The sequence below is a fragment of the Sphingobacteriales bacterium genome (assembly GCA_016711285.1).
GTDB lineage: Bacteria > Bacteroidota > Bacteroidia > Chitinophagales > UBA2359 > JADJTG01.
This window is the reverse complement of record JADJTG010000010.1, coordinates 201,479-217,446: the sequence shown is the minus strand read 5'-3', so window position 1 is coordinate 217,446 and position 15,968 is coordinate 201,479. Positions and strand designations below refer to the sequence as shown.

The 15,968-nt window shown below is 41.9% G+C and carries 11 protein-coding genes; 6 read left to right on the top strand and 5 right to left on the bottom strand.

Going from position 1 to position 15,968, the window contains the following annotated elements; genetic code table 11:
• Nucleotides 1-67: 67 nt before the first annotated feature.
• The 4 genes from IPL35_06670 to IPL35_06655 all read right to left on the bottom strand — a co-directional run bounded on the left by IPL35_06670 (nt 68) and on the right by IPL35_06655 (nt 2,006).
• On the bottom strand, nt 68-652 hold the full coding sequence (locus tag IPL35_06670) for a phytanoyl-CoA dioxygenase family protein (protein ID MBK8443106.1): 585 nt from the start codon (nt 650-652) through the stop codon (nt 68-70).
• 107 nt (nt 653-759) lie between these two features.
• Complete coding sequence (locus IPL35_06665; GenBank protein MBK8443105.1) at nt 760-1,077, bottom strand: hypothetical protein; 318 nt, start codon at nt 1,075-1,077, stop codon at nt 760-762.
• A 159-nt stretch (nt 1,078-1,236) separates the two neighbouring features.
• Nucleotides 1,237-1,542, bottom strand: a complete 306-nt coding sequence (locus IPL35_06660; protein ID MBK8443104.1) for a DUF4286 family protein — start codon at nt 1,540-1,542, stop codon at nt 1,237-1,239.
• A 17-nt stretch (nt 1,543-1,559) separates the two neighbouring features.
• Nucleotides 1,560-2,006: a PaaI family thioesterase gene (locus tag IPL35_06655; protein ID MBK8443103.1), complete on the bottom strand. Its 447-nt coding sequence runs from the start codon at nt 2,004-2,006 to the stop codon at nt 1,560-1,562.
• 227 nt (nt 2,007-2,233) lie between these two features.
• Here IPL35_06655 and IPL35_06650 point away from each other — a divergent pair, with 227 nt between their 5' ends.
• From IPL35_06650 to IPL35_06630, 5 genes are all read left to right on the top strand, one after another.
• Nucleotides 2,234-2,800, top strand: coding sequence for a TlpA family protein disulfide reductase (locus IPL35_06650; protein ID MBK8443102.1), 567 nt, complete (start codon nt 2,234-2,236; stop codon nt 2,798-2,800).
• A gap of 68 nt (nt 2,801-2,868) precedes the next feature.
• The gene (locus IPL35_06645; GenBank protein MBK8443101.1) at nt 2,869-3,396 is read left to right on the top strand and encodes a DUF4199 domain-containing protein; all 528 of its coding nucleotides are present in this window, start codon (nt 2,869-2,871) and stop codon (nt 3,394-3,396) included.
• A gap of 110 nt (nt 3,397-3,506) precedes the next feature.
• The gene (locus IPL35_06640; protein ID MBK8443100.1) at nt 3,507-4,472 is read left to right on the top strand and encodes a glycosyltransferase family 2 protein; all 966 of its coding nucleotides are present in this window, start codon (nt 3,507-3,509) and stop codon (nt 4,470-4,472) included.
• A gap of 175 nt (nt 4,473-4,647) precedes the next feature.
• Nucleotides 4,648-7,536, top strand: a complete 2,889-nt coding sequence (locus IPL35_06635; GenBank protein ID MBK8443099.1) for a PKD domain-containing protein — start codon at nt 4,648-4,650, stop codon at nt 7,534-7,536.
• 2,542 nt (nt 7,537-10,078) lie between these two features.
• Nucleotides 10,079-12,766, top strand: coding sequence for a translocation/assembly module TamB domain-containing protein (locus tag IPL35_06630; GenBank protein MBK8443098.1), 2,688 nt, complete (start codon nt 10,079-10,081; stop codon nt 12,764-12,766).
• A gap of 23 nt (nt 12,767-12,789) precedes the next feature.
• Here IPL35_06630 and IPL35_06625 read toward each other — a convergent pair whose 3' ends face one another.
• The gene (locus IPL35_06625; GenBank protein MBK8443097.1) at nt 12,790-13,866 is read right to left on the bottom strand and encodes a hypothetical protein; all 1,077 of its coding nucleotides are present in this window, start codon (nt 13,864-13,866) and stop codon (nt 12,790-12,792) included.
• A gap of 221 nt (nt 13,867-14,087) precedes the next feature.
• On the opposite strand from IPL35_06625, the gene IPL35_06620 reads away from it, so the two are divergent.
• Entirely contained in the window at nt 14,088-15,968 is a 1,881-nt protein-coding gene (locus IPL35_06620; protein ID MBK8443096.1) for a type IIA DNA topoisomerase subunit B, read from the top strand.

Here is a 15,968-nt window from a genome sequence, read left to right as displayed (position 1 = left end):
AAAACTTATTATTTATTGATAATAAATTAGTTATGATTAATTATTAAAACAAAAATAAACCAGATTTTCAGATTTCTGTTTTGTTTTTTTTAACGTGCATCAATGCCGGACGCTGTGAAATTTCGTGGTAGCAAATCACTTCTTCGGCAAAGTAATGCGCCACCATACTGCGGCGGGTGGCGTTTTTGTTACGGATAGCACTGCCTCCATGAATGAGGTTGGCGTGCCATATTAGAACATCACCTTTTTTTGCAAAAAAATACTGCTCCTGAAATCCGTGTTCGCGGATAACTTCCTCTACTTTGTCTTCGTAGTTTTCGTAGCTCAACTTGCCCAAAAGCAAAGGCGTATTGCCACTGTTGTAGTCGCGGCAGGTGATATAGGGCAGGCGGTGGCTTTTTGGATAAAAGCGCAAAGCTCCGTTGTTTTCGTCACAATCGTCAAAAGCAGTCCAGGCGGCAATGAGATAGCCCTGCGGCGCGGTACTCATGTGAATAGAGTCGGAATGGGCGCGTTGTTCGCTGCCGTATATAAAATTGATGGTATGAAAAGGAATAATAGTTTTTCCGAGCAAAAACTCCAGCAAAAGCAACAGCTGTTTGTTGCGAAAAAACGTGTTGTTTAAAAGAGGCGACAACTCGTGAGCGTCCATAATTTTGCGTCCTGGTGTAGTTGAAGTCGGCGACTTTATCGTGCAGCAGACGCTCTACCTCCTGATTGGCGGCATCAATGGTGTTGGCATCATAAAACCCTCCAGAATCATATAACCCTCGCTGATAAAATGCAAAATTTTTTGTTGGAGGTCGGGGCTGAGTTGTCGAAAAAATCGTGTTGCTGTATTTTTTGCAATGCGTCAGGGCGGTCAATCCAGGGAATATCCTCCACCGAAGTCGTCAAATGGTCGAAGTCGGCACTGCTCACGGAATCGTAAATATTTTTTTCTACTTTAAACTTGCGGTACAAAGCCTTATTATGCTGCAAACGATGACGATTGAGCCAGTTGTTGAAGATATACACACCGCGTATGCGCCTCAAAAAACCTTTGTATTTTCCAAATATGCGTTGAAGGGACAGCATAGAATATCATTAAAAAATGAAAAAATATTAATCGCTATGAATAACAAAATATCTGCTCATTTATTATTTTGTTTTTTGCTTTTAATAAATACAGATATATATATGATTTATAACATTTTATATTGTTTTAAATAAAATAAAAAATGATATAGAATATTTTTACTCCAAGACTTCTAAAATGGTTCTGAACGCCACATAATGATTGCCATATCGGCGTTGGTGCTCGGCTTGGAGAGCGGTGGCGTAGTGTTCGCGGTATTTGTTGATATTATCCAAGCTGTTGCAAAAATATTGTACGGCATAAGTGACTCCATCTTCTTCATCTTGCTCCAAGAGACGGCACAGACGATGCCCCACAAATTGTCCGGTTTTTATTACATCAGGAATATGTACGTTGCGCATCCATTGCAGCCAGTCGCTTTCAATGCCGTGTTCAATTTTTACGGTTACGTTGTAAATAATCATTTTAAATAGAAAAGCGTTTAAAAAGTATGTTTGGTGGCGATTAAATTTGCCGAGCCTTTGGCAACGAGGTCGTCCTCTTGGTCATATACAAAACATTCGCCGTGTACGAGGCGTTTGCCCTGCCGCAAAATATTGGTTTGTGCGGTAATGACGGTATTGAGCGATGCCGGTTTGAGGAAATCAATATTGAGATTGACCGACATATATACTGTTTTCCCCCCCAGACTAAAGACCGTTGCACCAATCATTTCGTCTATGAGGGCGGCGAGTGCGCCACCGTGAATATTACCCAGCGGGTTGGTCATTTGTTCGTGTATCACAAATTCGGCGGTGAGTGCCCCTTCTTCTACTACCGTCAGCGTGCCGCCGAGCCAAACGCCCAAAGGCGAAATACCATCTACGTTTTTTTGCCCGATGCGGCTTCTCATAAAAGCCAAGACTTCATTTTCGTGCTGTTTGCTCATAAAATTTCTACTTATATCTGTTATTTTTGTGTAAACAAGTTTTAATAAAAGTATGTTTGTAGTGTGAATTTGTATTCTTCAATAAAAGATTTTGTTTTTTTTCTTGCAGTCATATCATTTCGAGCTTCTGATTTTTAAAAAAAAGATGTTTTAACTGTTCTGCTATTTTCCTTTTAAAAAAAACACACACAATCATCATTTCATTATCAATACAACGCTGCTCCGGTATGTTTCGTTATTTTTCTGTTTTATTTTATTTGTGTATATGGTTGTTGATGATAAGCCATTCTGCTTGTCTGCCGCCCAATTCCGGCGACATTCGCCCATCTTTGCGCAACGGCGACCACCTGCCCGACCTCGCTTTGCCCGACAGCAACGGAAATATCGTGCCGATGAGCCAAGTACACGACAAAATCGTATTACTCGATTTTTGGGCTTCGTGGTGCAAACCCTGCCGCGACCAACATGCAGCATTGCGGCGGGTGTATCATCGCTACAAAGATGCCGCTTTTGAAGGAGCTGCGCAAGGTTTTGAAATTTACAGCGTCAGTTTCGACGAAAAACCGGAAACTTGGCTCACTGCTATCCGCAAAGATACGTTGGATTTTCCGTATTTGTTGTGCGAAACACGCGGAATGCCCGCTTCGGATATTCCGCCGCGCTTCGGATTCCGGCAGTTGCCCACATCTTTTCTGCAAATGCCCGACGGCACTATTATAGGCGTAAATCTTACACCTGAAAAATTAGAATATGAATTACAGGAACGTCTGAAAAAAAACAAAAGTGATATATAATTATAAAAAAAATGTACCTTTATAGCTGTATTGTATATTTTTTTTATAACATAATTGAGAATAATACTATGACTCCTGTTCAAAGTGGAGTGCGCTATGGACTCATAGGTGCACTCATCAATATCATTTTATTGATATTGTTGTATATTTTTAATCCCGAACTGATATTTCATGGAGCAATATTGCCGCTCGTTCTGATTATCACTTGTTTTATGATGGTAATGGCAGTGAGTAATTTTAAAAAAAACAGCCCTGCACCCCTGCAATTTAAAAATGCTTTTGTGGCAGCTTTTGTGGCATATACCTTAGTTACCGTTATTGGCTCTTATTTTCAGTACGCGCTTATCAATTATATAGATACTGATTTGATTGCGCTTCAAAAACAACAAGCTGTAGAAGCCAGCGTGGGCGTGATGAAATGGGCAGGTGCTTCGGAAGATGAAATAGACAAAGCCTTAGATGAAATAGAAAAACAGGCTACGCCTACTTTGGGTGCTTGGACGGCGGGTATTGTATTTTATATAATATTAGGCTTATTGCCTGCTGCCATAGTCGCTTTGATTATGCGCCAAAAAACCACTTCAAGTAATTATTGAAAAATAATATAAAAGACATCTCATTAAACATTCTCTATTTAAAAACGTTATAAAAAAGAATTTTTATAACGTTTTTTTCTCTTATTTAATCCAATCTTTTCAGCAGCCGAATGGATATATCAATCGTAGTACCCGCCTACAACGAAGACGAGTCGTTGCCGGAGTTGTGTGCCTGGATAGAGCGCGTGTGCGTGGCGCAACGGTACAGCTACGAAATTATTATTATTGACGATGGCAGCAGCGACACCACTTGGGAAACTATCGCAGCATTGAGCCAAAAAAACAATGCCGTGAAAGGTATTCGTTTTCGGCGCAATTATGGCAAGTCGCCGGCATTGAACGAAGGTTTTACGGCGGCACAGGGTGCGGTGGTCATTACGATGGATGCCGACCTGCAAGACAGCCCCGATGAAATTCCGGCATTGTACAATATGATATGCAAAGAAGGCTACGATATGGTATCGGGCTGGAAAAAAGTGCGCCACGACCCTTTGAGCAAAACATTGCCCTCCAAACTGTTTAACGGTGTGGCAAGGCGTATGACGGGTATTCCTTTGCACGATTTTAACTGCGGCTTAAAAGCCTACCGTATGCAAGTGGTGAAGAGTATTGAACTTTTTGGCGAAATGCACCGCTATATTCCGGCATTGGCAAAGTGGAGCGGATTTAAAAAAATAGGAGAAAAAGTAGTACAACACCAAGCCCGTAAATACGGCACTTCCAAGTTTGGCGGCTGGGACAGAGGTGTAAAAGGGTTTTTGGATTTGCTGACGCTGATGTTTATCGGAAAATTCGGCAAAAAACCCATGCATTTGTTCGGTGCATTGGGGAGTTTATTTTTTTTAGCCGGTGGAGGTTTGGCGATGTGGCTTATTATTGAAAAACTGCTCGCTATTGCCAACGGCACTAAATATCGAGATGTTACCGAGCAAACGCTATTTTATCTGGGACTTACGGCAGCTGTTATCGGTATCCAATTGTTTTTGGCGGGTTTTTTGGGCGAGCTTATTGCACGCAGCAGCACCGACCGCAACCGCTATCTGATTGAAGAGCGTATCGGATTACCCGTTTTGTAATTTTTTTGTAAAAAACACCTTTTTATAAAAAAAATACACATTACTTACAATTTATATCGTAACTTTTCAATATCGAAATGTAATGATCATTCTATTATATAATGTGATGTATACATTAAGAATTGTTTATCGACTGTTCATAGTATCGGTATTGCTAACAGGCTGTTTCAATGCTGTGCAAGCCAAGCACATTATCGGCGGAGACCTCACTTATGAATGTATGGGAGGTAATCAATATAAAATTCGTTTGGTGCTGTTTCGCGATTGCGAAGATTCTGAAGCAGCCCCATTTGATGATCCTATATATATATATATCGCTGATGCACAAAGCGGTAATTGGGTAAATGTAAATGGTGAGCATTATATTGAAATTGAATTAGATGAAGATATAGATGTAGAGCCTGATTTTTCGGATATATGTGCCGGTACAGAACCGGAATTGTGCATAGAAAGAGGAACTTATGAAAAAATAATCAACCTGCCGCCGCGTAGCACCGGCTATAAACTCATTTATCAAAGATGTTGCAGAAACAACAGTATAGATAATATCAATGCGCCCGAAAGTACAGGAGCTACTTACGAAACCGTCATTATGCACACCGATAACACTTGTGACAACAGTTCTCCTACTTTTAATACCTATCCGCCCATTGTTATCTGTGCCGATTATCCTTTGGTTTTTGACCATTCCGCCAGTGACATCGACGGCGACTCGCTTTATTACGAAGTATGCACCCCTTTTGACGGAGCTACTCCTGACTGCCCGCAACCGAGGCCTGACAATCCCGACTGCGATACTCCCTACGATTATGAACAGGTTGTATATCAGGCGGGGTACAGCATTAATAACGTACTCGGCGGCAGCCCGCCGCTTACCATCGACCCCACCACGGGTTTGCTAAATGCTTTTCCTGACGAAGTAGGAAAATATGTAGTAGGTATCTGCGTAAAAGAATATCGCAACGGCGAACTCATCGGCACTACTCTGCGCGATTTTCAGTTTAATGTAACCGACTGCGATATTGTAAGTGCCGCTATCGGTGCTGATGCCACTCAAATAGGGGTGGGGCAATTTCAATTAATTAATTGTAAAGAGTTATTGGTTAATTTTACAAATACAAGTATTGGAGCTACACAATATTACTGGGATTTCGGCGACCCCACCAGCAACACCGATATATCAAATGCCGTGAATCCGTCTTATCTTTATCCCGATACCGGAAAATATGAAGTAATGCTCATTGCCAATCCGCAATCTACTTGCCGAGATACTGCTATTATATATTTGGGTGTTTATCCCACCTTTGATCCTGCTTTTTCTTTTTCTGATAGTTTGTGTAAAAGCGAGCCTTTTTCTTTTTCTGATGAAACCTTCAGCACCTACGGTTTCGTGAACTCGTGGTATTGGGATTTTGACGACGGCACAACCGTAGGTATCGGCTATAATGCTGCGGAGGCAATAAATACCGCCAACACATCGGGTACTTTTTCCAATCCGGTACATTATTTCGCTGATAATGGGGTGTATGATGTGACGATGGTGACGAGCAGCGACTATGGTTGCCGCGATACAGTAAGGCATCAGATTTATGTAAATAATTCAGGCACGGCGGCGTTTTCCATTCAAAATGTGTGCTTTGGAGAGCCGGTTGTATTTGATGCTACGGAATCACAGGGTGATATTACCTCTTTTTCGTGGAATTTTGACGACCCCGCCACCGGCGTACAAAATACTGCCACCGACACTACGGCTACGCACACTTTTAGTAATACGGGATTTTTTGATGTATCGTTATACATACAAACTGCCACCGACTGCCCCGATACACTCACGCAACTCATCGGTATTTTTCCACCTTTGAGCATTGCCACAGTCAGCAGCCCCGAAATATGCGAGGGCGGAGTTTTGAATTTGACACTGCCCGTGAGCGGCGGCAGCGACACCGGAAATACTTATCATTGGGAACCTGCCAATTTAATAATACAGCCCGACAGTTTAAATACAACAACTTTGCCTTTAAGTGCCTCGCAAGTATTTACATTGAGCGTTACGGACCCCAACGGCTGCCAAAAAACAGCGACTTTACCCGTAACAGTACACACCAAACCCACCATTAATATCGGCAACGACACCACAATATGTTTGGGAGCAAGTACAATATTAACTGCAACAGGAAATTTCAGTTCTTTGGAATGGACAGATACAGATGGAAATGAACTCAACAGCAACACCGTATTGCCGACAGATACCACGCTGTACATCGCCAATGTGCTATCGCCGGAGGGCTGCTTGCAAACGGATACCGTACAAATTAACATCATACCTGATTTGTTGGTAGTTACTATTCCGCAAGATGTGAGCATTTGCAGAGGCGATACGGTTCAGTTGGCGGCGGCGGGTGCTTTGAGCTACGAATGGTCGCCGCAAAACACTTTGAATGATGCCTCTGTAGCCAACCCTTTGGTATTTCCTACACAAACGACGACCTATACTATTGTTTTTTCCAATGAAGGTTGTTTTGAACGCACCGAAAGTGTTACTATCACCGTATTGCCGACCCCTTATATAGATGCAGGCCCAAATGCAACAATTAATATCGGCGAAAGTGTACAACTACAAGGCAGCAGCAATTACGGATATTTGTGGACACCTGCGCTGTATTTGAGCGACAACACTGTTTACAATCCCTTAGCCACTCCTTTGGAAAACACTGTTTATACGCTCACTGCTACATCTGACGAGGGCTGCGAAGCGCAGGATTCCGTGGCAGTGGAGGTAACGCGAAATTATGATATATGGGTTCCTACTGCTTTTTCACCGAATAATGACCAGGTGAATGATGTATGGCGTTTTTTCAGTAGAGGAATAGAGGATATTTTAGAAGTAAAAATTTATAATCGCTGGGGAAATCTCGTATATAATGGTAGTGGCTTTGACAGTTATTGGGACGGATTTTATAGAGGTGTGCTACAAGATATGGGTGTATATGTATATTATATTCGTGCCAAAAAATATGCCGAAGGCGAAATGATAGTGAAAGGAAATATAACTTTGGTACATTGATGGAAAAATTTATCGGAGATACACTAAAAAATCGGCTTGTATCCATCGCGACACAAGCCGATACACCCTAAAAAGACCCTAAATGATGTATGAAGGAAATTCACAAAATACAAAACACACATAAAACACCAACCATAATTCCCCTGCATACATGAAACTAAAGCTTGTTACTTTGCACTCACAAACTTATATGATTATCTATTTTCACCCTTTAAAAAAAGGTGCTTTTCAAAATTAAACAATACTTATATAAAAAACAAATTTTATTATATTTTTTTCTAAAAGTTTTTTAAAATCATTGTTTATTGGGTATAATATATTATGAATATTAAAATATTCGGCATTTAAAACGCTGATATTCTAGTTTTTTCTGAATTTTTAAACGAAAACTCAACAGTTTTGAAGGCTTTATTATAAACCGATAAATTGGTATAATTTTAGACTCCATTTAACGTTGTTGTATTATTCTTATCATTTTTTAATTCTTGATGCGTCTTATAGCCCGTTATTTGTTAATTATCATACTGTTGATTTTGATTTTGATAGTCGGGAACTATCAAATTGTACGCATGCCACAGGTGCAAACGTGGTTCACGCTTCAGGCAAAGGATTTTTTGGAAAAACAACTGCACACCGAAATATCATTAGATAGTGCGCAAATTGATGTTTTTAAAGACATAACTCTCAACGGATTACTCATTAAAGACCAACAAAATGATACCCTACTTTATGCTCAACACGCCCAAGTACAGGTGCGCAAGTTCGCTTTGTGGTGGAAAATTGTGCGCATCAAGCAAGTAGAGCTTGAAAATGTATATATTAATATTTATGATATAGAAAATAATCGCTTCAATTATTCTTTTATAATAGATTATTTTGGCGGCAGTACAAAAAAAGAAAAACAAAAAGAATTTGACTGGCTGCTGGAAGTACGCAAAAGCATCTTGCATCAAATACAGGTTTCTTATATCAATTGCCGTTCCAACGAAAAATATTTGGTGGATTGTAGCCGCCTGACCGCCGATATAGAAGACCTCAATATTGCCGACAACAGCTTTGTAATAAAAAATATAGACCTGCGGCAACCCAATATTTATTTAGAAAAATTTGCATTAACCGAGCCACCTCCGACTGTTGGCGACGATGTGTCCTCAACTCACCCCGAACCAGCAGCCACGAAGCCATTTTTTCTGAAACTACAACATCTGAATATTCAAAATGGTACTTTTCAGTTAGTGAAATCACCCCAACGCCGCCGCGCCCCTTCAGTAGATTTTAAAGACCTTGCCGTTTATGATTTTAATATAAAATTGCACGATGCCACCGTGCGCGACAATGAATTGCAAACTGTGGTAGAAAAAGCAAGTTTAAAAGAAAAAAGCGGCTTTGTGGTGCAGCAGTTGAGCGGAGATATATTGGTACGCAGCGATTTACTGCAATTGCGCCGCCTACATTTGCAAACGCCCCACTCCGATTTGGGCAATGCCCTCACTTTCAGTTTTTCGCAGTGGAGCGATTTTTCGGATTTCGTAAGTAAAGTAAAATTCACCGCCAATGTCGCCGACAGCCGTTTTGCTTTTTCAGATTTGGCGTTTTTTGTGCCTTCGCTCCACCGCCCCGATGTAAAAAGAAAAATAGCTGCCATCAGCGTTGTGAATATTGCAGGGCAAGCCGAAGGTAAAGTGCCGGATTTTACGGTTAAAAACCTAAAAATCACCACTGCCAACGAAACCCGCGCCGCCGGCGATGTGCATATACGCCATTTGCCCGATGTGCAAAAAATGCACTTAGATTTGGAAATTGACGATTTTGCAACCCACCTGCGCCATGTAGCGGCTTTATTGCAGCCCAAAACAGTGCTGCCGCCCACCGTACTTGCACTCGGAAATGTAACCTATCAGGGCAATTTTAAAGGCACATTGAAAGATTTTTTGGTAAAGGGAAATTTCAATAGCGAACTGGGTGCTTTGCAAAGCGACCTCGCTCTTAATTTTGAGCGTGTTCCCACCTATAAAGGCACATTCATCGGCAACAACTTTCAGTTGGGTACTATTACCAAAAATAATCAACTCGGTTTGGCAAGTTTTCAGGCACAAGTGGACGGCAAAGGATTTAAGCCCAAAGAAATGGATTTTTTTATAGATGCGCTGGTAACAAAAGTAGAATTTAAACAATACGGATATGAAAATATCAGCGTAAAAGGGAATTTTCGGGACCAAATATTTGACGGTACTTTAGATGTAAAAGACCCGAATTTGCTTGTAAATTTCAACGGAAACCTCAATCTCAATAACGCACAAGCTCCTGTTTTTAAATTTCATTCGTTGCTGACCCAAATAAATTTACAGGAATTAGGCTTTTCAAAAGAGCCTTTTTCTGTTTCTATGGAGTCAGATTTTGATTTTAGCGGCAATAATCTTGATAATCTTGAAGGAGATATTTCTTTTTCAAAACTGAAAATAGACAACAAGAAGGCACACTACGAACTGAAAGATTTTAAAATTAAAGCACAAAGTCCGAAAATGGCAACCGCCGCGTTGTTGTGCAATCCGACTTGGTTAATGCCGACATTTATGGTGCTTTCAACTACCAAGATTTGCCCATTGCCATCAAACAATTCAGCAATCGTTTTAATCCTTATAAGTTTCAGACGCTGCCGCAAATAGCTCCGCAAACGATTCAATTTGATATAAAAGTAAAACAGCCTAACGAGTTGGCAGCTCTTTTTTATCCCGACCTCAAAGAACTCAGCCATATTGATATACACGGAAAATTTGACAGTGGCAACAATACTTTGCAGTTTAATGCCGATTTGCCGCGTGCCCTGTACCGCGATTTTTTGGTGGATAGTCTGCACCTCGAAGCCAATGCGCAAGGCGATGCTTTTTATTTTTCGAGTATGATGCACAGCTTCCGCAAAGCCACCTACCTTGTACCTGATGTGGCTTTGAGCGGGACGGTTCAGCGCGATACGCTTTCTTTTTATCTCCAAACCGGCAACGACCCTTTCAACAACCGCCTTGTAACACACGGAGAATTATATAAAAAAACGGATACCTTGCGATTGGACATTCCTTCGCTGGCAATTTTTGTTGCCGGACAACCCTGGCAGGCTGCCAATGCTGCTTTGAGTTATTGGGGCGACCGTCAGTTGCTCATTCAAGATCTGAACCTGCGCAATGGCGAGCAATACATTACACTAATGGCTGCACCTACCGGCTCTATTACCGAAAATATAGCCGCATTGCAGTTTCAGAATGTGCGCTTGGAAGATTTGCAGATATTGGCACAAAATACCAGTTTGGGGTTGCGCGGTACGGCAAGCGGCAATGTTTCCGTTCAAAATTATCTCAAAGCCCCTTTGATTACGGGCAGCGTAGAAGTTAATGATTTTGTACTCAAAGGCAACGAAATAGGCTATATATATGCCACCGCACTAAAAGAAAACACCACTAAAATTATAAATATTAATGCTGATGTAAAAAGCGAAGCCTACGATTTGACGGCACGCGGTGCGTATGATTTGAATACAACATCTACCAATCAGGCATTAAATATAGATGTAGATGTACGCAAATTTAAACTCGCTTTTTTTGAAAGCATACTCAACAAAAATATCAGCGATACACAGGGCAATCTACAAGGCAATCTGAATATCAGAAGCCGCAACGGAAAGCCGCTCCTCAACGGAAAAATATTTGCCACCGATGCTCAAAGCCGTATAAATTATGTAAATGTAGCCTATCGTGTAGCTCCGCAATGGATAGATGTAGTGGATAATGTGGTGTATTTTAATGATATAACTTTGTTTGAAGGTGCTAAAAATACAGCCGCCCTGAACGGTAAACTTGATTTGAATAATTTTAAAGATTTGTCGGTAGAAGCGGTGATTACCACCGAAAATATGCTTTTGCTAAACACGGCAGCGAGTAACAATGCACTTTATTACGGCACAGCCATTGGCGAAGGTTATATTGTATTTCAGGGAGCACTCGCCGATTTGTATATGTATTTGTATGTAAAATCGCACGAAGGCACACAAATATATTTGCCTTTGGGCGAAACCGGTGATGTGGCAGATGCCAATTTTTTCCATTTTAAAAATGTGGCAGATACGCTTTCAAAAGTAATTACCAAGCAGTTAAGTACCGCGAGTACCTCAAAAATGGAAATAGATATTGATTTAGACCTCACACCCGATGCCGAATTGCAGCTTATTTTTGATTTGCAAGCCGGCGATATAATCAAAAGTCGCGGAACGGGGCAAATTCAAATGGATTATGCCACTGGCAGAGATTTCAATATCTACGGCAACTACACCATCGACCAAGGGGAATATTTGTTTACGATGCAAAATTTAATTAATAAAAATTTTAATATAAAAAATGGCAGCACCCTTGCATTTTACGGCGATCCTTACCAAGCTCGTTTGAATGTAGATGCCCTTTATACGGTTCGTAATACTTCTTTGAGAGATTTGCTCCAAACTGCCAGTATCGACCCCAACAGCAGCGGCAAAAGCGATATTGATATTAACTTACAATTGCGCGGAACACTTGAAGTTCCAACGGTAGATTTTGCTTTGCAACTGCCCAGCAGCACTAACTCCTCCTTAGACCCCACCTACCTGCGCGAAGTGGAAAGCCGCCTCACCTCGCTCAACAACGATGACGACCCCACCGAACTCAATTTGCAGGTATTCGGCTTGTTGATGCTCAATCGCTTTATGCCTCAAAATATCTACGAACTCAATAATAGTTTTGCCAGCTCGGGTGCCTCCGCTACCGTGAGCGAGTTTCTTTCCAACCAACTCAGCAGTGTTATTTCACAGACGCTCAATTTGCCCATTGACATCAATTGGAATCGCTATGATGAAAACAGTGGCGGTTTGGTGAATGAAACTCGCAATGAATTTGCGCTTACTTATTCCGACAGCTTTTTCAACGACCGCGTGGTGATAGAAGTGGGCGGCAAAGCCGATGTAGGCAACAACAACAGCAATGCCAACAGCGAAAATGTAGCACTTTCGGGCGATGTGGCTTTGATGTATAAAATTACCAAAAACGGAAAATACCGCGTTAAACTATACAATAAATCCGACCGTGATGCCATTACCGGCAGATTTTACCGTACCGGTATCGGTTTGTATTTTACGGAAGATTTTGACAGCGTAAAAGAATGGCTGTTACTCCGAAGTTTGCGCAAGGAGCAGCAGAAAGCACAATTTTAGTCTGCTTGATTAGTTGTTTTTTTCTAAGCCGAAATAGGGAAATACTCCGTATTGCGAAGTATATCGGCGAGGCGCAACTGCTCTATATCCGCCGAACCCATCAAATCGGCATATACCAACAAAGGCGGCACTGCACGACCGCGCTGCGGATAATACAAGGCTTGCAGGGCTTCATCATTCCAAAAAACCGTCAATAATTCAATATCGCCGTTTTTGTCGGGCAAAAGACCATAGTGGCGTGCTACTTCCTGCCAGCGCAATTTGGAATACAGCGTAAAACGTTGCGGTGCTTGCGACTGTTTGCCGAGCAACAATTGTACAGCAGCTTCGCCACTCCAAAAAGTTCCTGTTTTATGAAAATCAATACTTTCCCAGCGTTCATAGTCGTTGTCCACTGCAAAACGAAACCTGCCTTTGAGCAATTTTGGAAACAAAGATTCGCGGTATTGTGTCACCCAGCGTTCCAAGAGTTCGGTGGGGCGGGTGAGTTTTTTTTCTTTCTTTTGAACATCCAATAAAAACCCCGCCGTTTTGAGGTCGCTCATCACATACGCCACCGACCCCAGTGCGATGCCCACCGCTTTGGAAATATCACGATACGGCATATTGAGCAAAGAAGGCTCGTTGATAAACGAAAACAAGGCTTTTATGCCCGCCTCCTGAAAAGCCCGCGAAGGTTGCGGGCGTTCGACAGGCGTAGTGCGGCGCATACCACTGACTAAAATATACACGTTGTCGTTGCGAATAGAGGCGTTGCAGGCGGCATCTAAAAAATTAATGCCCGCCGCTGTCAGAATTTCCGCCATTGCCGGACTGATGTATTTGGAAATCAGCAATACAGTGCGCCCTTCCTCTACGCCCTGCTCGGCAATTTTGTTGGATATATAACCGATAGTGCCTTTGGTAACAAATTTTTCTACCTGCACCTCAAAGCCGTGCCACTGCCCGTTGATGTGTAAGTCCATCAAATCGCGCAGATTGGATTTGCGCCCATCTCGGCGAAATTTGATGCGGTAGTTGCCGCCGGTTTTGGCTTTAAATGCTTCGGCGGCTTCTGTTACTATTTCCTGACTTTCTATTACATAATGATTTTGTGTCATAGTATATATATACAACAGGACTGATGCTGTTACTAAAATATTTTCTTTATACAAACCTACATCATTTTTTTTGAAGGAATTAAAAAAAAACGTTTCTACATCATCACACAGCAGCAGGGGGAGTCGGTATTATATGTTTTACCAAAAAAAAATTGCATCTTTGCATATTATTCATTCAGTAAAAAAGACCTATGAACGAACCCATTCAAAACCCCGCATCAATGGCTTCTTATACCGAAGAAAATATACGCACTTTAGATTGGAAAGAACACCTGCGCACACGACCGGGTATGTATATCGGCAAACTCGGCGACGGCTCTGCTCCTGATGATGGTATTTATGTGCTGGTAAAAGAAATTATTGACAATGCCATTGACGAATTTGTGATGGGACACGGAAAAACTATCGAAATTCAGGTGAGTGATGAGCGCGTGCGCGTGCGCGACTACGGACGCGGTATTCCTTTGGGAAAAGTGATAGATTGTGTGAGCAAAATAAACACAGGAGGAAAATACGATAGCAAGGCTTTTCAGAAATCGGTGGGCTTGAACGGTGTAGGTACGAAAGCCGTAAATGCACTTTCGGCATATTTCAAAGTACAATCGGTGCGCGAAGGCGAAACTAAAATTGCCGAATTTTCGCAGGGGAATTTGGTAAAAGAGATGCCTTTGCACAAAATACAGGAAGAAAACGGCACACTTGTAGAATTTATGCCCGATGGCAGTATTTTTAAAAATTATCATTTCATTGCCGAATTTCTTGAAAATCAACTGTGGAATTATGCTTATTTGAATACAGGACTGACGCTGGTATTCAACGGTAAACGCTATATGTCGCGCAAGGGGCTGTATGATTTGCTACTGCGCAAAGTAGAGAGCGAAGAGTTGCGCTATCCGGTAATACACCTCAAAGGGGAAGACATAGAAATTGCTTTTTCGCATACTAACCAATACGGCGAAGAATATTACAGTTTTGTAAACGGACAATATACCACGCAAGGCGGCACACATCTCAACGCTTTTAAAGAAGCCATTGTAAAAACAGTGCGTGAGTTTTACGGAAAAAACTACGATACCGCCGATGTGCGGGCTTCTATTGCGGCGGCTGTGAGCCTGCGCGTGCAAGAACCGATATTTGAGAGCCAGACCAAAACCAAACTCGGCTCTGAGAAAATGTCTCCCGACGGCGTTTCGCTGCGCACCTATGTAAACGATTATGTGAAGCAGCACCTGAACGACTATCTCCACAAAAACCCCGAAACTGCCAAAGAACTGCGCCGCCGCATAGAGCAAAGCGAGCGCGAGCGCAAGGATATGGGTGATATAAAAAAATTAGCCAATGCCCGTGCCAAAAAAGCCGCCCTCCACAACCGCAAGCTCCGCGATTGTCGTATTCACTACACAGAGCGCGACAATGATACGCATCAAGACACTACACTTTTTATTACCGAAGGCGACAGTGCCAGCGGCAGCATTACCAAAGCCCGCAATGTGCAAACACAAGCGGTGTTTAGTTTGCGCGGAAAACCTCTGAATGTATATGGGAAATCAAAGAAAATTGTATATGAAAATGAGGAATTTAACTTGCTGCAACACGCTTTGGATATTGAAGAAGACATAGAAAACCTGAGATACAACCGCATTGTTGTTGCCACCGATGCCGATGTGGACGGCATGCACATTCGTTTGTTGCTGATGACGTTCTTTTTGCAGTTTTTCCCCGAATTGGTGCGCAACGGACATATTTATATCCTCGAAACGCCCTTGTTTCGTGTGCGCAACAAAAAAGAAACCATTTATTGCTACAACGAAAGCGAAAAACAAGCGGCTTTGCGCAAATTGGGCAAAAATGCCGAAGTTACTCGCTTCAAAGGTTTGGGCGAAATATCGCCGGAGGAGTTTGGGCGTTTTATCAGTGAAGATATGCGCTTAGAGCCGGTGATTTTGAAGCACGACATCACCATCAAAAAATTGTTGGAATATTATATGGGTAATAATTCTCCCGAAAGGCAGGATTTTATCATCAGTAATTTGCGTGTTGAAAAAGATGAAATCAAAGCCGAAGAAGCCGAAAAATTAGAAGCGGCTCTTACCGAAAATTAA